We start from the raw sequence: 23,717 nt of genomic DNA on the forward strand, positions 1-23,717 counted from the left end.
TTCTTTTTATCTTAATTTTTTTGCAATTTTATCATAAACTCTTCTTAAAACAAAATGCTAAAGCCAAATATTATCAAGTAGCCTAGTTGTTCCAAATCTTGCAACTACTAGAATAATTGTATTTTTGGGTTCAATAATTTGAAGTTCATTAAATTCTCTGTCTACAATTGCTACGTATTCAACTTCTAAGGTTTGCATTATTTCATAAATTTTATTTTTTACTTTTTGCACATCTCTTTCACCTTTTGAAATAAGTGAACCGGCCATATAAAGTGATTTTGAAATTAAAAGTGCATCATGTCTTTGAGTGCTATCTAAATATACATTTCTAGAACTTAATGCTAATCCATCATCTTCTCTTATTATTTCACATGGAACTATATTTATAGGCATAAAAAAATCTTTTACCATTTGAGTTATAAGTGAAAGTTGTTGAGCATCTTTTTTACCAAAGTAAGCATTTGTTGGCTGAACTAAGTTAAATAGTTTTAAAACAACTCTTAAAACTCCATCAAAGTGACCAGGTCTTGTTTTACCTTCAAGTATATAGCTTTTATTTGGAGCTTTTACTAAAACTTCTTCATTTCCATACATTGTAGAAATTTCAGGCATAAAAACATAATCAACCTTGCACATTTGGCAAATTCTTTTATCAGCTTCATCTTTTCTTGGATATGCAGCTAAATCTTCTGTTGGCAAAAATTGAGTAGGATTTACAAAAATAGAAACGATAACAATATCATTTTCTTCTCTTGCTTTTTTTATAAGTGAAATATGACCATTGTGAAGTGCACCCATTGTTGGAACAAAACCAACTGAGCTATTTATATTCTTTCTTATTTCTTGTAATTCTTCAATAGTTTTTAAAACTTGCAATTTTTTTCCTTATTTAAATAATATATATAATTTATTTTTCTTCATAATTTGGATTTAATTTTAATAAAACTAAATCTGCAATCATATTACCAATTAGTGTCAAAAAGGCACCAATAATTAAAATTCCCATAATAACAGGGTAATCATGAGATAGAGCACTTTGATAAAACAATAATCCCATCCCATCTATTGAAAATATTGTTTCAAGTATTACAGAACCACCAATAATTCCAGGTAGTGAAAGTCCAAGTAAAGTAATAACAGGAGGATAGAGATTTGGTAAAATATAATATCTTAAAATCTGTTTTTGACTCAAACCACGTGCGCGTGCAAAAAAGATATAATCAGATTTCAAAATTTCAATTGTTAAGCTTCTAATATATAAAATTAAACTGCCAATTCCACCAAATACAATTATAAATATAGGTAAAACTAAATGCCATGCATAATCTAAATAATAAGCAAAACTTCCATCATCAGGAACACTATGAAGTCCTGCTATTGGAAGAATTTCAAAATTTATAGCAAAAACTAAAACCAATAAAAGTGCTAAATAAAATGAAGGCATTGAAAAACTTAAAAGTGATAATTGTCCCGTAAATCTATCAAAAAAGCTATTTTTATTTAAAGCTGATTTTATTCCAAAATATAAAGAAATGATAAAAATTAATACCATCGAAACTATATTTATAACAAGTGTAATTGGAATTCTAGTTAATATCTCATTTTTAACCATCTCACCACTTGAAAAAGATATTCCAAAATTAAGTTGTATAATAGAGTAAAGCCAAGAAAAAAATTGAACATATAATGGTTTATCTAATCCATAAATAGCTTTTAATTGGGCTATTGATTCAGGTGTTATATTTGGATTTAATTCGCCACTTGCAAAAAATGAGTTAGGAGCAGCATTTATTGCTATAAAAGAAATAAGGCTAATAATAAATAACATAATGATAAGATATAATACTTTTTTAATAAATAATTTCATGTTCACATTATACAAAAGATAGGTTTAAATGATAGGTATAGATATAACATCAGTTGATAGAATAAAAAGAATGTATGAAAAATTTGGTGAAAGAGCTTACCAGAAGTTTTTAAATCAAAAAGAGATAGGACTTATAAAAAGACCTGAAACTGCTGCTGGGTTTTGGGCTGCTAAGGAGGCTGCTTCAAAAGCTATTGGTACAGGAATTGGTGCATCCTGTGGTTTTCATGATATTAAAATATCAAAAAGTGAACTTGGAGCTCCTTTAATCAAATATAAAAAAAGAGTAAGAAAAGCATTTAATATAAAAGATTCTCATCTTTCAATTACTCATGATGCAGGTTTTGTAATAGCTGTTGTTGTGAATACTTTAAAGAAATAAAGTTTATTTTTTAAACTTTATTTCTTAGTTAAAAATCGCTCTAATATTATTTTTGCAGCAAGTGAATCAACTCTTCCATCTCTTTTATATTTAATATCACCTTTCATCATCTCTTCTGCTTCAATAGAGCTCATATTTTCCTCACAAAATTCATAAGGAATTGATAAATCAAGTAAAGAGACAAAGTGTTTTATTCTTCTTTGCATTTCTTCGCTTGCACTTGGAAAGCCAACAATAAGTTTTTCTATTTCCCATTCTTTTAAAAATGTATTTACATCTCTTGCTGCTTGGTCTCTATTTTTTCGCAAAATTGCATTTTGTGGAGTTACAATATTTGAAGCTAAACAAATAGCAAGACCAATTCTTTTAAGACCCACATCAATACAAGCTAATTTCAAGAAATAATCTCATTTGCTACATCAAATCTATTTGCTGTCATTAAGTGAATTTTTGGATGAATTTTATTTATTTCTTTAAATAAATCAGAACTTAATTGCATTCCTACTTTATATTCTTCTTCTTCAGAAATATTATGAGCAGCTTCTAGAGCATCAATCCAAAATTGAGGCACATGAATACCTGGAACTTGTGCTGATAAAAATAGAGCAGTTCGAAGTTTTGTAACTGGAAATAATCCAAAAATAAGTTGTGCTTTTTTCTTATCACCTTCAACATCTTCTCGTGCAGTATTAAATGATTCTAAAAGTTTTTTTGCATTTTCTATATCAAAAACAGGTTGTGAAATTATTCCCAAAGCTCCATTTTGAATTTTTTGATGCATTTTTCTTTCTAAACTTGAAAAATTTTTAGCATAAGAGTTCACAACAGCAAAAGGAAAAATTTGCTTTGGTTCGATTTTAAAAGGATGTCCTGAATAATCCATTCCATAATTAAATGATTTTATGATTTTTAAAAGCATTAAAGAATTTGATTCAAATACACCTTTAGTATGAGGTTGATCACTCATTTTTGCAGGATCTCCCGTAAGGGCTAGTATTGCTCTTACATCAAAATCATTTGCTCCCATTAAATCAGATTGTAATGCAATCTTATTTCTATCCCTCATAGTCATAGTTGCGATTACAGGTTTTTTAAATTCCATTTGCAATTTAAGTGATGCAAAAAGTGCGTTATATTTTAATTTTGCCAGTGGATTATCAGTACATGAAAAACCATCAACTCTATCTTGCAGTTTAAATTTTTTGATTCTTTCAATAATATTATGCATAGAAGGTTCGTGTTGAGGTGTTGTTTCAAGTGTTAAAAATTTGTCTTCTTGCAGTTTTTGTATTAGTGTTTCAAACATTGTGAAAAACATTCCTTTTAGTATATTTAGTTAAATTTAGGTAATATTATACCCTTAAAAGACTAAAACTAGGGAAAATTAATGAAATTAGCTGTTTTTGATTTTGATTCAACACTTATGGATGGTGAGACTATTGACTTTCTTGCAGATGAATTAGGTATTGGAGAAGAGGTTGCAAAAATTACAGAAGAAGCAATGAGTGGTAGACTAGATTTTTTTGAATCTTTAACTACAAGAGTTGCTCTTCTAAAAGGTATGGATTATCAAAAAGTTGTTGATATCTGTTCAAAACTTCCTTTAATGCCAGGTGCAGAGCAACTTGTACCCCAATTACAAAAAATGGGATATAAAGTAGTGTGTTTCTCAGGTGGATTTAGATTAGGTACAGGTCCTGCTCGTGAAAAACTTGGACTTGATGCAGATTTTTCAAATGTATTACATGAAAAAGATGGAAAATTAACAGGTCTTGTTGGTGGAGATATGATGTTTGGATATTCAAAAGGTGATATGCTTCAACGAATTCAATCATTGATGGGTATTACAAGAGCTGATACATTAGTATGTGGAGATGGTGCAAATGACTTATCTATGTTTGCTCATGCTGATATTAGAGTTGCTTTTTGTGCAAGAGAAGTTCTTAAAAAAGAAGCCAATGTTGTTGTTGATACAAAAGATTTAACAAAAATTTTAGATTATATTAAATAGGCTTTGCTTCTTATATATAGTAAGAAGTCGAAAATATAAGTCCTTTTACTAGGACATTTTAAAGGATTAAAAATGAGTTTAAAAGAAGAAATTAATTACTCTTTATGGTGTGACTTTATTGAAAGAGATTTCTTAGAAAATAGATTTAAAGAGATTATAAAAAAAGGTATTATCCAAGGTGCTACTTCAAATCCTGCGATTTTTGAATCATCAATCTCAAACTCTGTTGCATACAAACAACAACTTGATATGTTACAAGCAAATAATGCAAAAACAATTTATGAAGAATTAGCTTTAACAGATATTAAAAGAGCTGCATTTTTACTTGATAAATTACATAAAAATGATAGTGATGATGGATTTATTTCGATAGAGGTTGACCCATTATTATGTGATGATGCAGCTGGAACAATTGAAGAAGGTGTTAGGCTTTATTCTCAAATTAATGCTGAAAATGTAATGATTAAAGTTCCTGCGACTGAAGCTGGATATATCGCTATGAGAGAATTAACATCAAGAGGAATTAATGTAAATGCAACTTTGATTTTTTCTCCTGCTCAAGCTATTAAATGTGCCCAAGCTTTAGATGAAGGAATTAAAGATTCAAATAAAGATATTAAAGCAGTTATTTCAGTTTTTGTTTCAAGATTTGATAGATTAACTGATGGTGATTTTGCATTAAAAGGTCTACAAACTTCAAAACTTGGAATCATAAATGCAATTAAATGCTATCACGAAGTAAATAAATTTAAAAATCTAAATATTAGAACATTATTTGCAAGTACAGGAGTTAAAGGAAATGAATTAAGTCCATCTTACTATATTGATAACTTAATTTTCCCAAACTCTGTAAACACGGCACCACTTGCAACTATTGAAGATTGGTTAACAGATGGTTCAAAGGAAGAAACACCACTTATGAGCGAAGTTGAATGTGATAAATATTTTGAGACTTTAAAACAAAAAGGTATCAAAATGCAAGCTATTTATGACAAACTTTTAATTGACGGTTTAGATGCATTTAAAGTTTCTTTTAGAGATTTACTTTCAAAATTAATTAACTAAATATTTTTAAGTAGCTATTTTTAGCTACTTAAATAAGAATTCCAAAAACTACTATTACAATTTATGAACAATAATAATCCAACAACTTAAGAATTATTTAGATAAAATTTATACAATTAATTAAAAACAAAAGGCAGATTAAATGAATAATTGGAATCCAAGCTCTTGGAGAGATTTCCCTATAAAGCAACAACCTACTTATAATGATTTAGAAAAATTAAAAAAAGTAGAAAATGAATTAGCCTCTTATCCCCCTTTAATTTTTGCAGGTGAGGCATTAAATTTAAAAAAACAGTTAGCTGATGTTGTAGATGGAAAAGCTTTTTTACTTCAAGGTGGAGATTGTGCAGAATCATTTTCATCGTTCAATGCAGCAAATATTAAAGATTTATTTAAAGTAATGATGCAAATGGCTGTTGTTTTAACTTTTTCAGGTGGATGTCCAGTTGTAAAAGTAGGGCGAGTTGCAGGTCAATTTGCAAAACCTAGAAGCTCAGATTTTGAAGAAATAAATGGAATATCATTACCTTCATATAGAGGTGATATTGTAAATGATATTGAATTTACTGAAAAAGCTAGAAACCCAAAAGCTAAAAAACTTTTAAAAGCATATAATCAAAGTGCAGCAACAATGAATCTTTTAAGAGCATTTTCAAGAGGTGGAATGGCTGATTTAAATCAAGTTCATTTATGGAATTTAGATTTTGTAAAAGATAACTATTTAGGTGCTAAATATGAAGAGTTAGCAGATGAAATTTCAAAAACATTAAAGTTTATGAAAGCTTGTGGAATTACTAGTGAATCAACTCCTCAAATTAATCAAACAACTCTGTTTACTTCTCACGAAGCACTATTATTAAATTATGAACAAGCTCTTACAAGAAAAGACTCAATCACAGGTGATTGGTTTAACTGTGCTGCTCATATGTTATGGATTGGTGATAGAACAAGAGATTTAAGAGATGCTCATATTGAATACTTCAGAGGAATCAAAAATCCTATTGGTTGTAAAGTAGGACCAACTATGAGAGAAGATGAATTAATTCAATTGATTGATACTTTAAATCCCCAAAATGAAGCAGGAAGATTAAATCTAATTGTTAGAATGGGTGCTAATAAAGTAGGTGATTATTTTCCTAAATTATTGAAAAAAGTAAAATCAGAGGGTAAAAATGTATTATGGTCTTGTGATCCAATGCATGGAAATACAATCAAAGCTGATAATGGTTATAAAACAAGAGATTTTGAAGCAATTTTATCAGAAGTAAAACAATTTTTCCAAATCCATAAAGCAGAAGGTACATATGCAGGTGGAATTCACTTAGAAATGACAGGTCAAAATGTAACTGAATGTACAGGAAGTGCAAGCTCTAACGTTACACAAGAAGGATTAGCTTCTAGATATCATACTCAATGTGACCCTAGAATGAATGCTGATCAGGCATTAGAATTATCATTTATGATAGCTGATACTTTAAAAGAAGCTAGAAACGACCTATTTTAAAAAATAGATTAAAAATAGAGTAGAATTTTCTACTCTATAAAAAAGTTTCTTTATAAATTTCTTCATTCCAAGCTACAAGAACTTTATCATCATACTCAATAACTGGTCTTTTAAAAAGCATAGGCTCTTTACATAACCATTCAAATTTACCATTTTCATCTAAATCTAATTCTTTTAGATTTAATGTTTTATATTTTGTACCTTTTGAATTAAAAAGTATATTTATATCAGATTTCTGTGTCCAAGTTTTAACTGTGCTAGTAGATGGTGTTTCTTTTTTAAAATCAGAAAATTCAACTTCTATATTATTGTCTTTAAAAAATTTAAGAGCATTTCTTACACTACCACAAGTTTTTATTCCGTAAACTTTTATCATAATACCAACTTTTATTCTATGATTTTTGGAACTATAAAGTATCCATCTTCAGTTTTTGGTGCATGTTTTAAAATATGTGAAGATAATTCTAAATCTTGAATAGCAACATCTTCTCTAAGAGGAGTTCCTCCCTCAATTGTACTAAATGTAGCTTCGATTTTTGAAACATCAATTTCATTTAAATTTTCAACAAAATTTATAATATCACCCAATTCTGATTTTAATTTTTCTTTTTTAGAATCATCAATTTCTAAACTAGAAAGTTTTGATAGTTTTGTTATTAAATTATCATCAACAGTCATAATTGTCCTTTTAAAAGTTCTTTTTTATAGAACCAAAATATTTATTAATACATTTTAGCTAAAAAGTGTTTATTTGCTTCTTTTAGCATAAAATTCTTTTTTAAATTCAAGCCAATTATCGTTTAAAATAGCCTCTCTCGCTTGTTTCATAAGTGATAAATAGTAGTGAATATTATGAATAGAGCCTAATCTAAAATATGTAATTTCTTTTGCTCTATATAAATGATTTAAATAAGCCTTTGAAAAATTTCTACAAGTATAACAATCACATGCTTCATCAATAGGTGTCATATCATCTTTATACTCAGCTTTTTTAATATTTAATCTTCCAAAAGTAGTAAATAGTGTTCCATTTCTTGCATTTCTTGTAGGCATAACGCAGTCAAACATATCAACACCACGTTCGATGTTTTCTATTAAATCCTCAGGTGTTCCAACTCCCATTAGATATCTTGGTTTATCTTCGGGCATAAATTGAGTAGTCCACTCAACTGTTTCATACATATCAGCATTTGGTTCACCAACAGAAAGTCCACCGATAGCAAAACCATCATAATCTGTAAGTGCACAAAGTTGTTCAGCACTTTGTTTTCTAAAGTTTTTGTCTGTTCCACCTTGAATAATTGCAAAGATATTTTGATTTACACCAATACCTTTTTCTTTTTGGCTCATATGATATTCAATAGCTTCTTTTGCCCAAGCAGTTGTTCTTTCAATAGATTTTGAAATTCTTTCTTGAGTGTTAGGAAGTGCAACTAAATCATCTAAAATCATCATTATATCACTTCCTAAGTCATACTGAGTATCAAGAACACTTTTTGGAGTAAAGTAGTGTTTACTTCCATCGTGATGTGACTTAAACATAATTCCATTTTCGTCAGGTTTTGAATTATCACTTAAAGAAAATGCTTGAAAACCACCTGAGTCTGTTAAAAAAGAGTTAGGAAATTTTGAAAAACCATGAAGCCCACCAAATTTTTTAACTAATTTACTTCCTGGTTTTAAATATAAGTGATAAGTATTTCCAAGAATAATCTTAGCTCCAAGTTCTAACATGTCATTTGCATCAAGTGCTTTTACTGTACCTTGAGTTCCAACAGGCATGAAAACAGGAGTTTGAATTGTACTATGAGCTGTAACTATAGTACAAGCTCTAGCTTTGTTTGATGTAGCGTTTATTGTAAATTGCATAAATAATATAAACCTTAAATAAAATATATTGATTATATCTAAAGTTAAATAATAATAAAGTTTTGTAATATTTATATAGTATTTTATACTAATAAAAATAATTTTGATGTATAATATAATAATAAAATCAAGTAAGGTAAATATGAAAAAAATTATTTTTCTCTCAATTCTTATAATCACTCAAATTTTAGCAAAAGATATAAAAATAAATATAGATGAAGCTATCTCTTTAGCTTTAGAAAATAATGGTTTAAATAAAATTTCAAAAATAAATTTAGAAATTGCAGAAGCTCAATATCAACAAGCTTTAAGTGCAAATTATCCAAGTTTGGATGCCGTTTTATATGCAAATAGAGATAAGCAAGATTTAATATATCAACAAAGGGGTACTTTTACTTTACCCACATCATTAGCATATGGATTATCAGCTATTAATAATGGACAACCAGTTACTACAATACCCGCAGATATAGATGCAACAGCATATGGAAGAGACACAATTAAAGGTTCACTTGAAATGAATTATGCACTTTATACAGGTGGGAAAATTGATGCTATTATTAATCAAGCCAAATTAAATAAAGAGCTATCAAAAGTTGCAATAGTGAGAAGTGAAAATGATGTTACTTTTGATGTAAAAAAATATTATTATGGATATATATTAACTAATGAATTGCATAAAATTGTAAATAAAATTTATAAGAATATGAAATTTAGTACAGATTTAGCAAAAGAATTCTTAGAAAATAGTACTACTTTGAAAATAAATAAAACTGATTATTTAAATGCAAAATTAACAACTTCTTTACTTCAATCAACACTTTCTAAATTAGAATTAAATAGAGAAATGTTAAAAAATGCAATTGGAAATTTAATAGGCTTAAATTGGGATGATAAAGTTGAAATTTTATATGAAGAAAATGAAGTTCTAAATCAAAATCTTTCTTTACAAAAAATAGTAGAAAAAGCATATGAATTAAATCCAGATATAAATCAAATAAATATAGCAGTAAAAATAAAAGATGAACAGATAAAGGAAGCTCAATCAGCTTATTATCCTCAAGTAGGAGTTTTTGGAGGAATAAGTCGTACTTATAATTCTTATGAATATGGATATTTAAGTGATGATAATCAAGATACTTGGAATATTGGGGTTGCAATACAAATGTCATTATTTGATGGTTTTAAAACCAAAAATAATGTTTTAGAAAAAAGTTTAAATAAAAAAGTAATTAATGAGCAAAAAATATTATTAGAAAATGCTCTTGCTTTACAGTTGAAAAATGAGTTTTTAACTTCAGCATTAGGATTTAAGCAAATTAATATATTAAAAGAAGCAGTTGAAACAGCTAGTGAAAATAGTGAATTAAATTTAAAAGGCTTCGAGTATGAAATGGTAGAAGCAAGAGATTTAGTTCAGTCACAGTTAACGGAAGCTTATATAAGAGCTGATTATTTGAAAAATATGCATGATTATTTACTCTCATTAGCTACAATTGATAAATTAGTAGGGCAAAAAATAAATGAAAATTTTTAAAAACTTTTTATTTTTAATTTTTTTATTTTTAAATATAACTTTATATGCTGAAGAAAAGTTAGTTTTTGGTATTACAGTTGGACAAAACTATGCAGCTGATGAACACCGTATAAGAAAATTAGCTTCTAATATGATTAATAAAATGAATGTTGACTATAAAAAAGATTTTGATGCAATTTTTTATGATAATCAAACATCTTTATTAAAAGATTTTAAAGATAAAAAAAAGATAAATGCAGTTGTTATCTATCCAGAGTTTTATTTTGATAATAAAGAATTAATAAAAAAAATATCAAAAAATCCATTTATTTATAAAAGTAGTGCTTCTAGTAATTCTCAATTATTTTTAATAGCTAATAAAAATTCGAATATTAACTCAATCAATGATATAAATAATAAAATTTTTATGAATATAGATTTTAATGATACTTATTGGACTTGGTTAGATTACTTGACATTGAAGAATTTCAATAAATCATATAAAAATGTAATTGGAAATCAATTAATATCTAATAAATCATCTACTGCATTATTGGATGTTTACTTTAATAAAGCAGATTTTTGTGTAATTGAAAAAGAAACCTATGTGAATATGTTAATTCTTAATCCATCTTTAGAAAAAAAACTAAAAATTATAGAAAAATCTCCAGAGATATTTTTTTCTGCTCTTACATCAATTCATAAAGATGCATCTGCTGAATTAATAACTTTAATAAATCAAACACTTGATAATAAAAGTTTTAAAGATGATTTTAAAGAATTTTTGAAATTGATAAATCTTGATTCAGCACTAAGAATTGAATTTGAAGATTTAAAAGATTTTGAAGATTTTTATTCTGAGTACAAATTTCTAAAAAGAAAAGAATAATAAATGTTTTTTACTAAAAATACGATATTTCTAAAAATATTTAGATTATTATTTGTATTGTTTATCTTTGTTAGTATCCCACTAATAATTTATTCTATTGCTACTCAAAAGAAAATGCTTTTAGATTCTTTAAAAATTGAGGCAAAAGATATAAATAAATTTATTGAATTTGCTTTATCTGATGCATTACTTCTAAATGATAATTCAGCTATTGTAGAGTTTTTAATAGATTACTCAAAGAAAAATGAAAAGCTAAAAAATATAATTATTTCAAAAGAAAATAATGATTACATAATTATTGAAAAAGATTTCTGGTCGTTTGAGCCACAATTAGACCAAAAATATAAAAATTTGGAAAAAAGTATTGAGAGTTCTTCATTATTAAAATCACCAATACTAAATACTGAAGTTTTTCATTATACTTTTCCTATATATTCTTCAGGAATACATTTAGGATGGATTCATTTAAGTATGAGTCTTGAGGAATATAATAAGAGGTTAGAAACTGTATATTTAGGTTTTTTCACATTTTTTATAATACTGTTAGGATTTTCTTTATTTATTTCATATATTCTATCAAAATCAATTTCAGATCCAATTGTTTCATTAAAAAATATCGTAAGTAAAATTTCTGAAGGTAATTTAAAATTAAGAGCTAAATATGAAAGTAATGATGAAGTAGGAGCTTTAGCAGAAGGTTTTAATACTATGATAGCAGCAATTGATGAAACACAAACACAGTTAAAACTTTCCCATGAAAAACTTGAAGAAAGAGTAAAATCAAGAACAAAAGAATTAGATTCTACAAATAAATTACTTGAAATAAAAACAATAGAACTTGAAAAACTTAATAAAAACCTTGACATTAAAATAAAAGAAGAGATTGAAAAAAGAATTCAACAAGAAAGTATATTAGTTCAGCAATCAAGATTAGCAGCAACAGGTGAAATGATAGGTAATATTGCCCACCAATGGAGACAACCTTTATCTTTGATAACTACTTGTGCTAGTGGAATTAAACTTGAAAAAGAGTTTGGTATTTCCACTCAAGAAATAGAAATTGAGAAATTAAATACAATTATTCAATCTTCAAATTATTTATCAAAAACAATTGATGATTTTAGAAATTTTTTTAAGCCAAATAAAGAAAAAGTTAATTTTTCAATAGAAGAAATGACTGAACAATCTATTACTTTAGTAGCAGCAAGTTTCAATTTTCATTATATCACCATAAATAAGAACTTTAATAAGATAGAAGAAGTTTATGGATTTCCAAATGAATTTTCTCAAGCAATATTAAATGTTCTAGCTAATGCAAAAGATGCATTAATAGAAAAAAATATAGAAAATCCATTTGTATCAATATATATTTATGAAAATAAAAAGTATGGTTTTTTAGAAATAGAAGATAATGCTGGTGGAATAAATGATGATATTATGACTAAAATTTTTGACCCTTATTTTACAACAAAACATAAAAATCAAGGTACAGGTATTGGTCTTTATATGTCAAAAATGATTGTCGAAAAAAATATGAATGGAAATTTAAGTGTTGAAAATACAGTAAACGGAGCAAAATTTATTTTTGCAATTCCAAAAAATAAATAGTAAATTTAACAATATTTTTTTCAAAACAAATATTTAGTACGAAAAAGATATAATCCTTTTATGAAAAAAATATTAATTATACTAGATGGTATTGTTGCAAAAAAATTAATGCAAAGAATTATTGAAGCTAATACAGGTGACAATAGTTATGATGTTATTTATATAAGTGATGTAATATTACCTGTACAAAAACCTTCTAATTTTACATTTTATAAGTTTGATCCAACTTCTAAATCTAAATTATCAATGGTCTTGGATAAAAATATCCATACAGAAGTTTTAATTGCACTTAACTCAAAAGATGAAATGTTAAATGTAATAAAAAACATAAGAGAACATACAAAAAATCTACAAATGACTGTTTTAGATTATTGGGGAATGAAATCATCTGATCCTTTAGTAAATATTTATAGAGGTATTGATGTTCTTGCTAATGGAATGGTTGAAAAACTTCCAAATGTACCTGTTTTAGCTCAAAATATTGGATTAAAACAAGGTGAAATTATGGAAATTAGAGTTCCTTTTGGAAGTTCTTATGCATATAGATACATTGGTTCTATTGAGCAAAAAGAGTGGAAAATCTTTGGACTTTATAGAAATCAAAAGATGATTACAATAAAACCATCATTAGTTTTAAAACCAAATGATCTTATTTTAGTTATTGGAAAACCTGAAGTTCTAATGCAAGTTTATAATGTAATAGGAAAAACACAAGGTCAATTTCCTATGCCATTTGGAAGTAATATTTATTTATATTTAGATTTATACTTTGAAGATGAAAATAGTGTAAGAAAAGCTATTGAAGAAGCTAAATATTTAAATCAGAAATTAAAAAATAATTTATTGATAGTTAGAGTTACAAGACCAACAACTGTTCAGATTATGGATTTAATAAAAAATGAATTAAAATATTTCCCAACTATTAATCTATTAATTGATTATTCAAATAAAGGTTTTTCAAAAATCATAAAAGAAGATTCACGAAAAAATAATATTGGTATGATTATGTTAACTTCTGAAATGTTTAAAAATAAAGAGCATACTAAATCAGTTATGGAATTGAGGATTCCTGTATTCAAGTTTGGAAAAGAAAAATTGAAATCTATTAAAAGAACAGTTGTTGTTTTAAATGATACAAACTCTTATGAGCAAATTTCACCAATTGTATTTGATATTTCAAGTCAATTAAAAGTTAAAACTAAGATATTCGATCTAGATCCAATTGGTGAAAAAGATGGAAAATCAACTCTTTTAGATCATTTTGAAAATCTTGCAAAAATATTCAATGAAAAACTTGAAGTTGTTACTAGTGGTGAAAATCCAATTAGAGAGTTAAAAAAACAAAGAAATATGCTACAAATATTACCTTTAAAAGATGAAATGTTTAAGAAACGATTCTCTTTTAAATTTTTCTATACAAACAGTGATTTTATAGCATTTGATATGAATAAATTTAATCAACTATTGATTCCAATAGTTGAAGAGTAAAAGGAAAAATTAATGAATTTTGAGAAATATCCATTTGAAAGATTAAATGAATTATTGCAAGATATTGTACCAAATGAAAAATATGAATTATCAGTTTTAACAATAGGTGAACCAAAATTTGAAACACCTCAATTTATACAAGATAAATTAAAAGAAACAAGTTCTTTATTGAAAAAATATCCATCAACAATAGGTGAACCATATTTACGAGAATCAATGATAAACTTTGTAAAAACTAGATTTAATGTATCATTAGAAATGAATCAAATTATTCCATCTTTTGGAACAAGAGAAGTTTTATTTAATTTTCCTCAATTTGCTTTATTTAATAAAAAAGATCCTGTAATTGCTTTTACAAATCCTTTTTATCAAATTTACGAAGGTGCTGCAATTGCATCAAGAGCAGAAGTTATTCATATAGATTTAACAAAAGAGAATAATTTTAAAGCAACTCTTAGTGATGAAGATTTAAAAAAATGTGATTTAGTAATAATAAATTTCCCAAACAATCCAACATCAGCTTCAATGAGTATAGAAGAGCTTGGATCTTGGGTTGAAAAAGCTTTAAAATATGATTTTATTTTAGTAAATGATGAATGTTATTCTGAAATATATTTTGATGAAAAAACAAAACCAGCTTCACTTTTAGAAGCTTCAATTCTTGTTGGAAATGAAAGCTTCAAAAATGTTCTTGTTATGAATTCTATATCAAAAAGAAGTAGTGCGCCAGGTTTACGAAGTGGATTCATTGCAGGTGATGAGCAGATTTTAAAAGAGTATTTACAATATAGAACTTATGTAGGGTGTGCAAGTCCTGTTCCCTTACAAGAAGCAGCTGCGGTTGCTTGGAATGATCAAGTGCATGTAGAAGGTTTTAGGAAAATTTATAAAAAGAATTTTGAAATAGCAAATGAGATTTTAGGTACGCCAATTCCTGATGCAACTTTTTATATTTGGCTTGAAGTAAAAGATGAGCTTGAATTTACAAAAAATTTATATAAAGAAAAAAATATAAAAGTATTACCAGGAAGTTATTTAGGAAGAAATGGTTTAGGAAAAGGATATATTAGAATTGCTCTTGTTGAAAATGAAGAAAAAACAAGAGATGTTCTTACAAGATTAAAGGATTTTATAGATGGATAAAGAAGCGCTATTTCAAGCAAGAACAAACCCGGATTTTTTAAAATATTTAGAAGAAGCTAGAATTAATTCTATGAAAGCTGAAGATATAGGGCTAATGTATGAAACATTAGACTCTATGTTAGTTCTTGATTTAGATGAAGAGAAAGTAAATAAATTATATGAGCAAATTTTAAAAACATCATTTTCTAATGTAGAAAAGTTATTAAGTAAGCATGCGAAATTAGATCTTGAAGGTGATAATTTATTATATGTAAGAGCGCTATATGAACACGCTATTGAGAAATGGTCACATGATAATTTTGATGGAGCAAAAGATCTAATTTTTGTATTAGCAAATATAGTTGAGGATGCTGCTTTAGTAAAATCTTTAAATATTTTAATTATCTTTTTATTTTCAAAAATAGGTCTTGATGATTTTTATGATACAAGAGTTGATTTAGAAGCTGATGTTGATGATGAAAAATATGGATATTTTATTACAAAATTTAGATTTGATAATGAAGAATTTTTAGATGAAAATAAAAATATTTTAGAAACAGAATATAAAAACTTAAAACATTTATTAGGAAATTAATTGAAAGTACATTTTATTGGAATTGGTGGAATTGGACTTTCTGCCTTAGCTAGATTTTTAAATTTTGATGGGCATGAAGTAAGTGGTTCTGATATGAAAAGCTCTTTGATTACAAAAGCTTTAGAGGATGAAGGAATAAAAGTTTTCTGTCCACAAAGTGAAACAAATATAAAAGATGATTTTGATTTAGTAATATACTCAGCTGCTGTTACAGATGAAAATCCTGAATTAATAGAAGCAAGACTTAAACAAATAAGAACACTTTCAAGAAAAGAAGCACTTCCTATTATTTTAGGCGATAAGAAAAACTATTGTGTAGCAGGAGCACATGGGAAATCTACTACAACTGCAATTTTAGCTTCAATACTACAAAGTAGTGCATTAATTGGAGCTATATCAAAGGATTTTGGTTCAAATTTTAGATATGTAAATGATTTAATAGCATTTGAAGCCGATGAATCTGATGCCTCTTTTTTACTTTCAAATCCATATTGTGCAATTGTTACAAATGCGGAGCCTGAACATATGGAATATTATCACTATGATTATGATAAATTTTATGAATCATACGAAAGATTTATTTCTCTTGCAACAAAAAGAGTAGTAAATGGTGAAGATAAAGATATAAATAAGTTAAAAATAGATGATGCAATTTATCTTTATCCATCAAAAGATATTAAAAATCTTTGTTATACATTAAAAGATAATCAGCCTTGTACTAAATTTGATTTGAAAGATTTAGGTACATTTGAAGTTTGGGGCTTTGGGTTTCATATGGCTTCAAATGCTTCATTGGCGATATTAGCTGCTTTAAATGAACTTGATGTTGAAACTATTAGAAAAAATCTTTTAAATTATAAAGGTATTAAAAAGAGATTTGATATTGTTCAAGCAAATGATAAATTTGTTGTAATTGATGATTATGCTCACCATCCAACAGAGATTGAAGCAACTATGAAATCAGTTGAGTTATATGATAATCTAACAAATCTAAATAAAAGAATAGTTCTTTGGCAACCACATAAATATAGTAGAACAAGTGATAATCTTGAAGGATTTAAAAAATGTTTTAGAAGATGTGATGAGCTAATTATTTTACCAATTTGGACAATCCCAGGTGAGAAAAAAATTGAAATAGATTTCCAAAAAGAGTTTGCTTCTTATAATCCTATTTTTGCTGATAGAATTTCTACAACTCAAGGTAGAGTTGATTTAATTAAAGACGAAAAGATTGTAAAAAGTTATGATGAGGGTATATTTTTAGGTGTTGGAGCAGGTGATATTACTTACCAATTAAGACACTAAAATTTCTTAAATTCCCCATTTTCTAATTTTATTTTTTTAAGTTGAAGATGGGTTTGTTCTTTTTTTAGATTTTATTATTATCATTTTTAATAAGTGTATCTTTTATGTTATAGTTAATATTTAAAAATAAATAAAGCTTTCTATACTAAAATATATGTATTAACTTTAAGGATAATTATTATGAAAGTTTTAGTTGGAAAATTTCTAGAAAAAGAATCTTCTTCTGGCATCATCTTAATTTTTGTTACTATTGTTGCATTAATATTTAGTAATACTTTTCTTTCAGAATTTTATAATACATTTTTACATACAAAAATAGAGTTTAAAGTAGGAACAGTACTTGAAATATCTAAACCCTTAATATTGTGGGTAAATGATGGCCTTATGGCAATATTCTTTTTAATGATAGGCTTAGAAATAAAAAGAGAATTGATACTTGGACATCTGTCCAAATTCTCACATGTGACTCTTCCTTTAATTGGGGCTTTAGGAGGAATGATAATTCCTGCTTTAGTTTTTGCAGCTTTTAATTACAGTGATGATTTTGCCTTAAGAGGTTGGGCAATTCCTACAGCTACTGATATTGCTTTTGCACTTGGAATATTATCTCTTCTTGGTAAAAGAGTACCAACTTCATTAAAAATATTTTTAATGGCTTTAGCTATTTTTGATGACTTAGGAGCAATTTTAATTATTGCGTTTTTTTATACAGCTGAATTATCTTTTATATCACTAGCTTTTGGAACAATATGTATTTTCTTATTAATATTATTAAATAAATTTCGAGTTACATATTTAAGTTTATATGCTCTTATTGGATTTATTCTTTGGATTTGTGTATTAAAAACAGGAGTCCATGCCACTTTAACAGGGATAATTTTAGCTTTTACAATACCTCTAAGTGTTATAAATGATAAAAGAAAACATACTTCTCCTATTAGAACTTTAGAGCATTTTATTCATAATTGGGTAGCGTATTTTATCTTACCTATGTTTGCTTTTGTAAATGCAGGAATTGATTTAAGATTGATATCTTTAGAGCAAATGAATAACTCTGTTTCATGGGGAATATTTTTAGGATTATTTATAGGAAAGCAATTGGGTGTTTTTTCTTTTGTTTATATTGCTGTTAAATTAAACTTAACAAAGCTTCCTACAAATGTTTCATGGCCTCAATTATATGGTGTTGCAATACTTACAGGAGTAGGTTTTACTATGAGTTTATTTATTGATTCTTTAGCTTATGTTGATTCATCAGCATTTTTTTATACTGATAAATTGGCTATATTATTAGGATCTTTATTTTCTGGTGTTACTGGTTATATCATTTTATTAAATGTAAAAAATAAGAAATCAATTTAAATTACTTGAACTTTTCCATTTACTATTTTTATTTTTCCTTCTAGTTCATATTCAAATATTTTATTGGGGAATTTATTCATAGCCTCTTCATAAGTTGGATTATTTTTACAAAATGTTAAAACTTCATCTTCTGAAGAACTATTTTTAATACCAGTAATTTTTTCAATAAATTCATCAATATCATAAATTACATTGATTAAATTTTGTTTAACTAGATTTTGAGTACCTAAACTTTCATTTAGTCTATGTGGTATAGTATAAACTTTTTTCCCCATTTTAATTGCATATTCAATTGAAGTTAATGTTCCTGAATTTATATCAGCTTGGGTTACAATTAATATTTCTCCTAAGGCTACAACAATTTCATTTCTTAATACAAAGGTATAATTTCTTGCACTTTGACCTTTTTTATAAGATGAAAGAATTAATCCATTTCTTTCAATATCGATAATTAAATTTTTATTTATTGTAGGGTATCTTATATCCAATCCATTTGCAACAACAGCAATGGTATTATTTGATTTTGCACCTTGATGAGCAATAGCATCAACTCCCATAGCAGCACCACTTACAATACAAATTCCAGCATCAGAAAGTTTAGATGCTAGCTTGTATGTGAACTCTTTTGTATAAGAATTTGGTCTTCTAGTTCCTACTATTGAAATCTTTTTCTTCTTTAATAATTTAGTATTACCAATATAAAAAAGTTCATCTGGGTATTTTTTCATTGATGATAATTCATCAATTTTAAAGTCTATGTTTGAAATCATTTATCTCCATTATAATAAAATAAATTATTATAACGGATTTTTTACAAATATGGAAGTTTGTTCATATAAATAGCATCAACATCTTTAAAAAGATGTTTTGACTCTTTTAGAACTTGAAGTGTTATATTATGCGGATGCCCAATAGCTATTGCATATCCTTGTTTTTTTGCAATATCTATAGCTTTTTTTAATTGACTTTGTATAGATTTATAATCTCTATCATTGTCTATAAAAGTATTCCTTACAATGTAAGGCATATTATATTTTGCCGCATATTTTTTGATTACAGATTTTGCACTTGTTCTACTATCAACAAAAATAAAATTGTATTTTTTTAATGCTTTAAATAATTTATCTACAGCTTCTTCATTTTCAGTAAAAACAGAACCTGTGTGATTATTTGTATAAATTGCATTTGGATACCAAGCTCTTAGTTGCTTAACTCTATTTTCGATAGTTTCATAAGAGTCAGTAATTTTCAAAGTATCAATCTCTTCACCTTTAAAAGCACTTGATGCTTGCATTGGAAAATGTATCATATGAAATGGTAAATCCTGAGCTATTTTTGCAGAATCTTTATGCATTTTTGTAGGAGGTAAAAATGCCATATTTACAGTATAACCAATACTTAGTATTTTATCTTTTTGAGCTTTTGTGCTAACATCATCAATTAGTATTACAATTTTTGGTTTAGAATTCTTATCATATTTAAAAGTATCTTTTTTTGTAACAATATTTTTATCATCTACAGGAGCTACTTTTTTTATTTCTTTAATCTCTTTTATTTCTTCTTTAACTTCTTCTTTTTTCTCTTTATTATCTTTAATAATTGTTTCTAACTTTTTTTTATCTTCTTTTATTTCTTCAATTTTTTTTAATACTTTTTCATTTTCTTTGTTTATTAAATCTGCTGCTTCATCTTTTTCTATAATAATATTTTCAAATTCTTTTGTATATTCTTCAAATTTTTCATGTTTATCTTGTGTTTTATTAAGTTCATCAAAATATTCTTCAGGTGTTTTTTCTTCAAATGTTTTGATTTCATCTGTTTGAGTTTTGAGTATTTCTTTTTTATTTTCTAAAATATTATCTGTTTTTACTGCACTAGAAGTTTCTTTACTAGGAGTTTCTTTTTTCATTAAGTAATAGCTAAGAGCTGAAGCTATTATAGTAATTATTAATATTGAGAGAAAATACTGAGGTAGTTTATTTTTCTGAATATTCTTTTTTGATTTATTTTTTGATTTATTTTTTTTATGATTCATATAAGTAGTTTCATTCAAGGAAGAAAATCTTCCTTAAATTAATTTTTAGTTAGTTTCTTGGTTAACGATTTTGTTAGAAGAAATCCAAGGCATCATTTCTCTTAAGTTTCTACCTGTTTGCTCAATTAATGAAGCTCTAGCATTCGCTCTTTCAGCATTCATTCTTGGGTATCCAGCTTGACCTTCTAAGATGAAGTCTTTTGCAAATCTACCATCTTGAATTTCTTTTAAAATTTCTTTCATAGCTGCTTTTGATTCAGCATTGATAACTCTTTTACCAGATACATAATCACCATACTCAGCAGTATTAGAAATTGAATATCTCATATCAGCGATTCCACCTTCGAACATTAAGTCAACGATTAATTTTAATTCGTGTAAACATTCAAAGTAAGCCATTTCAGGAGCATAACCAGCTTCTGTTAATGTTTCAAATCCAGCTTGAACTAAAGATACAGCTCCACCACATAATACTGCTTGCTCTCCGAAAAGGTCAGTTTCAGTTTCATCTTTGAAAGTTGTTTCAATAATTGCAGTTCTACCACCACCAATTGCAGAAGCATAAGATAATGCTAATTCTTTAGTATTACCAGTTGCATCTTGATGAATTGCGATTAAGTCAGGAATTCCCCCACCTTTTACAAACTCAGATCTTACAGTATGACCTGGAGCTTTAGGAGCAACCATCATTACATTGATGTTTTTTGCAGGAATAATTCTTCCATAGTGAATGTTAAATCCATGTCCAAATGCTATAGTTGCACCAGCTTTTAAGTTAGGAGCAATTTCATTTTTATAGATATCACCTTGATTTTCATCAGGTAATAAAATCATAACAATATCAGCTTCTGCAGTAGCTTCAGCAACTGTTTTAACAGCAAAACCTTTTGCTTCAGCTTTTTTCCAAGATGCACCATCTTTTCTTAAACCAACAATAACTTCAACACCTGAATCTCTTAAGTTTTCAGCGTGTGCGTGACCTTGTGATCCAAATCCAATCATTGCTACTTTTTTTGATTTAACTAAATCAATATTACAATCTTTATCATAGTATACGTCTAATGCCATATGTAAACCCTCTAAATATAAAATTTTAGTGATTATACAAAAAAGTATCTAAATGTTAGATAACTTATAAAATTAAAGGGAAGAATACTCTTAGTTTAGCTACTATTATAGGATTATAAAAAAGGAATAAATTTGTTAAAAGAATTATTTAAAAAAATTCAAACTGATTGTAAAACATACTCAAAAGATGAATTAATTCAAATTGAAAATTTTTTAAAAGAAGATATTATTGTTAAAAATGAAAACAATAACTATGAATTAAATTCAAAATATAAAGTAGCAATTGTAAATGTTGGAAAGAATTTAGTAATTCTAGAAGACTTATTAAGTGAGCATAAAAATATTAAAATTGAGTTTGATGATTTAAATGGTGCCTATAATGGAGATTTAGTCTTAGCAAAAAGAATCTTCAATCCAAGAAGTAGGGTAAAAGCAAAAATAGTAAAAATTCTTGATGGTAAAAAAAATGATGTATTAGTCTATATAAAAGATAAAGCCTTTCATACAATAAAAGAAAATATAACCTTAGAAAATAAAAATGCATTAAAATATAGTGAGGGTGATGTTTTACTTGTTGACAATAAATCCTTAGATTTAATAAAAAATTTAGGAAATATAGAAGACCCTAAAATTGATGAATTAATCTCTTTACATTTATATCAAGAAATATATAGACTTGAAAAACATCTAGAAGTTGATGCTAAAATGGATGATACAAAACAAAGAGTGGATTTAAGAGATTTATATTTTTGTACAATTGATCCAAATAGTGCAAAAGATCATGATGATGCTATTTATTTTGATACAAAAGAAAATATATTATATGTTGCAATAGCAGATGTTTCATATTTTGTAAAAGAGGGAAGTGACTTAGATCTATTAGCTTTTAAAAAATCAACTTCTATTTATCTTCCTCAAAAAGTACTTCCAATGCTTCCTCCTATTTTAAGTGAAGAAATGTGTTCATTAAAAGAGGGACAAGATAGGTATTCTTATGTATTTAAAATGTATTTGGATGTACAAAATCAAAGTGTAAAAAAAGCTGAACTTTTTGAAGCAATAATTAACTCACATAAAAACTTTTCTTATGGAAGAATTGATAGAGTTATTGAAGGACATCTTGATCAATATTCAAAGTTAGAAAAAGAGATATTCGATTATTTAATTCCATTATATGATATAAGTAAAAAATTTAGGGCAAAAAGATTGTTAAAGGGCTATGACTTTAGAACAAGTGAAAATAGATTAAAATTAAAAAGTTCAAAGCTTGAGTCAATTGAAGTTGAAACATCTACCGCTTCTCATCAATTAGTCGAAGAGTGTATGTTATTAGCTAATATTGAAGCAAGTAAAAAAGTAAATACAGTTGGAATCTATAGAATACATGAAGAACCAGCTTTTAAAGCAATTTCAAAACTAGTTGATGATGTAAATATTTTAGGAGTGAATGCTAAACTCCAAAGTGATGTTCATGAAACTATTTTACATATTCAAGAAAAAGCAAAAGTAGCTATGTTAAGTGCTGAAATAGATGAACTTATTATTCAATCACAAACACAAGCTAAATATTCATCAAAAAACTTAGGACACTTTGGTTTGGGATTTTCTTCATATTCACATTTTACATCTCCTATTAGGAGATATTCGGATTTAGTTTTACATAGAATTTTAAAAACTAAACAGACTCCAAAAAATATTGATGATATTTGTTCTCATATTTCTTTAAATGAAAGAAAAGTTGATCAACTTGTCTGGGATTTTGAAGATAGGAAATACGCACGATGGGCTGCTGATAATATTGATGAAGATATAAAAGTAAAAGTTGTTGATACTGAAAAAGGACGAGCTGTTTGTTATGAAAATATGATTGGAATGAAAGTGATTTTAGAAAATTATAAAGGACAGAAATTATTTTCTAAAATGAAAGTGAAAATAAAATCTGCCGATGTAGTAACAAAAGTTATAGTTGCAATAATAAAGTAACAAAATAAGATAAATAGATAATTAAATTCTATTAACAGTAAATTTAGG

At 26.7% G+C, this 23,717-nt stretch carries 23 protein-coding genes; 13 read left to right on the forward strand and 10 right to left on the reverse strand.

The features are described from left to right. Nucleotides 1-57: 57 nt before the first annotated feature. Nucleotides 58-876 carry a pantoate--beta-alanine ligase gene (gene panC / locus ABVS04_RS04205; protein WP_368029425.1) on the reverse strand — a complete coding sequence of 273 codons (819 nt, stop codon included), beginning with the start codon at nucleotides 874-876 and terminating at the stop codon, nucleotides 58-60. 31 nt (nucleotides 877-907) lie between these two features. Further along, nucleotides 908-1,867: an ABC transporter permease gene (locus ABVS04_RS04210; RefSeq protein WP_368029426.1), complete on the reverse strand. Its 960-nt coding sequence runs from the start codon at nucleotides 1,865-1,867 to the stop codon at nucleotides 908-910. Nucleotides 1,868-1,895: 28 nt separating this feature from the next. Here ABVS04_RS04210 and acpS point away from each other — a divergent pair, with 28 nt between their 5' ends. Next, nucleotides 1,896-2,249: a holo-ACP synthase gene (gene acpS / locus ABVS04_RS04215; protein ID WP_368029427.1), complete on the forward strand. Its 354-nt coding sequence runs from the start codon at nucleotides 1,896-1,898 to the stop codon at nucleotides 2,247-2,249. A 17-nt stretch (nucleotides 2,250-2,266) separates the two neighbouring features. Here the strand turns inward: acpS and ruvX are convergent, their stop codons facing one another. Both ruvX and ABVS04_RS04225 read right to left on the reverse strand, forming a co-directional pair. After that, entirely contained in the window at nucleotides 2,267-2,647 is a 381-nt protein-coding gene (ruvX, locus tag ABVS04_RS04220) for a Holliday junction resolvase RuvX (RefSeq protein ID WP_368029428.1), read from the reverse strand. After that, nucleotides 2,644-3,555 (reverse strand): methylenetetrahydrofolate reductase, encoded by a 912-nt coding sequence (locus ABVS04_RS04225; protein ID WP_368029429.1) that lies wholly within the window; start codon nucleotides 3,553-3,555, stop codon nucleotides 2,644-2,646. Before ABVS04_RS04225 ends, ruvX begins: the two co-directional genes overlap by 4 nt. 81 nt (nucleotides 3,556-3,636) lie before the next feature. Here ABVS04_RS04225 and serB point away from each other — a divergent pair, with 81 nt between their 5' ends. The 3 genes from serB to ABVS04_RS04240 all read left to right on the forward strand — a co-directional run bounded on the left by serB (nucleotide 3,637) and on the right by ABVS04_RS04240 (nucleotide 6,829). Then, nucleotides 3,637-4,260 carry a phosphoserine phosphatase SerB gene (gene serB, locus ABVS04_RS04230; protein ID WP_368029430.1) on the forward strand — a complete coding sequence of 208 codons (624 nt, stop codon included), beginning with the start codon at nucleotides 3,637-3,639 and terminating at the stop codon, nucleotides 4,258-4,260. Nucleotides 4,261-4,332: 72 nt separating this feature from the next. Then, complete coding sequence (locus tag ABVS04_RS04235; RefSeq protein ID WP_368029431.1) at nucleotides 4,333-5,325, forward strand: transaldolase; 993 nt, start codon at nucleotides 4,333-4,335, stop codon at nucleotides 5,323-5,325. 142 nt (nucleotides 5,326-5,467) lie between these two features. Then, complete coding sequence (locus ABVS04_RS04240; RefSeq protein WP_368029432.1) at nucleotides 5,468-6,829, forward strand: class II 3-deoxy-7-phosphoheptulonate synthase; 1,362 nt, start codon at nucleotides 5,468-5,470, stop codon at nucleotides 6,827-6,829. A 34-nt stretch (nucleotides 6,830-6,863) separates the two neighbouring features. Here the strand turns inward: ABVS04_RS04240 and ABVS04_RS04245 are convergent, their stop codons facing one another. From ABVS04_RS04245 to tgt, 3 genes are all read right to left on the reverse strand, one after another. After that, nucleotides 6,864-7,205 carry an arsenate reductase family protein gene (locus tag ABVS04_RS04245; protein WP_368029433.1) on the reverse strand — a complete coding sequence of 114 codons (342 nt, stop codon included), beginning with the start codon at nucleotides 7,203-7,205 and terminating at the stop codon, nucleotides 6,864-6,866. An 11-nt stretch (nucleotides 7,206-7,216) separates the two neighbouring features. Then, nucleotides 7,217-7,507, reverse strand: coding sequence for an Asp-tRNA(Asn)/Glu-tRNA(Gln) amidotransferase subunit GatC (gene gatC, locus ABVS04_RS04250; RefSeq protein WP_368029434.1), 291 nt, complete (start codon nucleotides 7,505-7,507; stop codon nucleotides 7,217-7,219). Nucleotides 7,508-7,576: 69 nt separating this feature from the next. Continuing rightward, entirely contained in the window at nucleotides 7,577-8,698 is a 1,122-nt protein-coding gene (gene tgt, locus ABVS04_RS04255; protein WP_368029435.1) for a tRNA guanosine(34) transglycosylase Tgt, read from the reverse strand. Nucleotides 8,699-8,840: 142 nt separating this feature from the next. Here tgt and ABVS04_RS04260 point away from each other — a divergent pair, with 142 nt between their 5' ends. The 8 genes from ABVS04_RS04260 (at nucleotide 8,841) to nhaA (ending at nucleotide 18,583) form a co-directional block, all read left to right on the forward strand. Next, nucleotides 8,841-10,235, forward strand: a complete 1,395-nt coding sequence (locus ABVS04_RS04260) for a TolC family protein (RefSeq protein ID WP_368029436.1) — start codon at nucleotides 8,841-8,843, stop codon at nucleotides 10,233-10,235. Next, nucleotides 10,222-11,103, forward strand: coding sequence for a PhnD/SsuA/transferrin family substrate-binding protein (locus tag ABVS04_RS04265; RefSeq protein WP_368029437.1), 882 nt, complete (start codon nucleotides 10,222-10,224; stop codon nucleotides 11,101-11,103). The genes ABVS04_RS04260 and ABVS04_RS04265 overlap by 14 nt, the downstream gene beginning before the upstream one ends. A 3-nt stretch (nucleotides 11,104-11,106) precedes the next feature. Beyond that, on the forward strand, nucleotides 11,107-12,711 hold the full coding sequence (locus ABVS04_RS04270) for an ATP-binding protein (protein ID WP_368029438.1): 1,605 nt from the start codon (nucleotides 11,107-11,109) through the stop codon (nucleotides 12,709-12,711). Nucleotides 12,712-12,771: 60 nt separating this feature from the next. Then, nucleotides 12,772-14,199 (forward strand): COG3400 family protein, encoded by a 1,428-nt coding sequence (locus ABVS04_RS04275; protein WP_368029439.1) that lies wholly within the window; start codon nucleotides 12,772-12,774, stop codon nucleotides 14,197-14,199. Nucleotides 14,200-14,211: 12 nt separating this feature from the next. Then, nucleotides 14,212-15,342: a succinyldiaminopimelate transaminase gene (locus ABVS04_RS04280; RefSeq protein WP_368029440.1), complete on the forward strand. Its 1,131-nt coding sequence runs from the start codon at nucleotides 14,212-14,214 to the stop codon at nucleotides 15,340-15,342. Continuing rightward, nucleotides 15,335-15,916, forward strand: a complete 582-nt coding sequence (locus ABVS04_RS04285) for a hypothetical protein (RefSeq protein ID WP_368029441.1) — start codon at nucleotides 15,335-15,337, stop codon at nucleotides 15,914-15,916. The genes ABVS04_RS04280 and ABVS04_RS04285 overlap by 8 nt, the downstream gene beginning before the upstream one ends. After that, nucleotides 15,917-17,221, forward strand: coding sequence for a UDP-N-acetylmuramate--L-alanine ligase (gene murC, locus ABVS04_RS04290; RefSeq protein WP_368029442.1), 1,305 nt, complete (start codon nucleotides 15,917-15,919; stop codon nucleotides 17,219-17,221). Nucleotides 17,222-17,401: 180 nt separating this feature from the next. After that, nucleotides 17,402-18,583, forward strand: a complete 1,182-nt coding sequence (nhaA, locus tag ABVS04_RS04295) for a Na+/H+ antiporter NhaA (RefSeq protein WP_368029443.1) — start codon at nucleotides 17,402-17,404, stop codon at nucleotides 18,581-18,583. On the opposite strand, the gene ABVS04_RS04300 is transcribed toward nhaA, so the two are convergent. The 3 genes from ABVS04_RS04300 to ilvC are packed head-to-tail and all read right to left on the reverse strand — an operon-like array spanning nucleotide 18,580 to nucleotide 21,686. Beyond that, nucleotides 18,580-19,353, reverse strand: a complete 774-nt coding sequence (locus tag ABVS04_RS04300; RefSeq protein WP_368029444.1) for a DNA-processing protein DprA — start codon at nucleotides 19,351-19,353, stop codon at nucleotides 18,580-18,582. The two genes, nhaA and ABVS04_RS04300, sit on opposite strands and share 4 nt — an antisense overlap. A 41-nt stretch (nucleotides 19,354-19,394) precedes the next feature. Further along, nucleotides 19,395-20,636 carry a divergent polysaccharide deacetylase family protein gene (locus ABVS04_RS04305; RefSeq protein ID WP_368029445.1) on the reverse strand — a complete coding sequence of 414 codons (1,242 nt, stop codon included), beginning with the start codon at nucleotides 20,634-20,636 and terminating at the stop codon, nucleotides 19,395-19,397. 27 nt (nucleotides 20,637-20,663) lie between these two features. After that, complete coding sequence (gene ilvC, locus ABVS04_RS04310; protein WP_368029446.1) at nucleotides 20,664-21,686, reverse strand: ketol-acid reductoisomerase; 1,023 nt, start codon at nucleotides 21,684-21,686, stop codon at nucleotides 20,664-20,666. 132 nt (nucleotides 21,687-21,818) lie between these two features. Between ilvC and ABVS04_RS04315 the strand changes: the two genes are divergently transcribed. Next, nucleotides 21,819-23,669 (forward strand): RNB domain-containing ribonuclease, encoded by a 1,851-nt coding sequence (locus ABVS04_RS04315; protein WP_368029447.1) that lies wholly within the window; start codon nucleotides 21,819-21,821, stop codon nucleotides 23,667-23,669. Nucleotides 23,670-23,717: the final 48 nt, after the last annotated feature.

It is taken from the genome of Arcobacter sp. s6 (genome assembly GCF_040884245.1).
In the GTDB taxonomy this organism is placed as follows: domain Bacteria; phylum Campylobacterota; class Campylobacteria; order Campylobacterales; family Arcobacteraceae; genus Aliarcobacter.

Coding starts and splice junctions, on each gene's coding strand:
- ABVS04_RS04210 (WP_368029426.1), bottom strand. CDS start 1,867: ATGAAATTATTTATTAAAAAAGTATTATATCTTATCATTATGTTATTT.
- acpS (WP_368029427.1), top strand. CDS start 1,896: ATGATAGGTATAGATATAACATCAGTTGATAGAATAAAAAGAATGTAT.
- ABVS04_RS04225 (WP_368029429.1), bottom strand. CDS start 3,555: ATGTTTGAAACACTAATACAAAAACTGCAAGAAGACAAATTTTTAACA.
- serB (WP_368029430.1), top strand. CDS start 3,637: ATGAAATTAGCTGTTTTTGATTTTGATTCAACACTTATGGATGGTGAG.
- ABVS04_RS04235 (WP_368029431.1), top strand. CDS start 4,333: ATGAGTTTAAAAGAAGAAATTAATTACTCTTTATGGTGTGACTTTATT.
- ABVS04_RS04240 (WP_368029432.1), top strand. CDS start 5,468: ATGAATAATTGGAATCCAAGCTCTTGGAGAGATTTCCCTATAAAGCAA.
- ABVS04_RS04245 (WP_368029433.1), bottom strand. CDS start 7,205: ATGATAAAAGTTTACGGAATAAAAACTTGTGGTAGTGTAAGAAATGCT.
- gatC (WP_368029434.1), bottom strand. CDS start 7,507: ATGACTGTTGATGATAATTTAATAACAAAACTATCAAAACTTTCTAGT.
- tgt (WP_368029435.1), bottom strand. CDS start 8,698: ATGCAATTTACAATAAACGCTACATCAAACAAAGCTAGAGCTTGTACT.
- ABVS04_RS04260 (WP_368029436.1), top strand. CDS start 8,841: ATGAAAAAAATTATTTTTCTCTCAATTCTTATAATCACTCAAATTTTA.
- ABVS04_RS04265 (WP_368029437.1), top strand. CDS start 10,222: ATGAAAATTTTTAAAAACTTTTTATTTTTAATTTTTTTATTTTTAAAT.
- ABVS04_RS04270 (WP_368029438.1), top strand. CDS start 11,107: ATGTTTTTTACTAAAAATACGATATTTCTAAAAATATTTAGATTATTA.
- ABVS04_RS04275 (WP_368029439.1), top strand. CDS start 12,772: ATGAAAAAAATATTAATTATACTAGATGGTATTGTTGCAAAAAAATTA.
- ABVS04_RS04280 (WP_368029440.1), top strand. CDS start 14,212: ATGAATTTTGAGAAATATCCATTTGAAAGATTAAATGAATTATTGCAA.
- ABVS04_RS04285 (WP_368029441.1), top strand. CDS start 15,335: ATGGATAAAGAAGCGCTATTTCAAGCAAGAACAAACCCGGATTTTTTA.
- nhaA (WP_368029443.1), top strand. CDS start 17,402: ATGAAAGTTTTAGTTGGAAAATTTCTAGAAAAAGAATCTTCTTCTGGC.
- ABVS04_RS04300 (WP_368029444.1), bottom strand. CDS start 19,353: ATGATTTCAAACATAGACTTTAAAATTGATGAATTATCATCAATGAAA.
- ilvC (WP_368029446.1), bottom strand. CDS start 21,686: ATGGCATTAGACGTATACTATGATAAAGATTGTAATATTGATTTAGTT.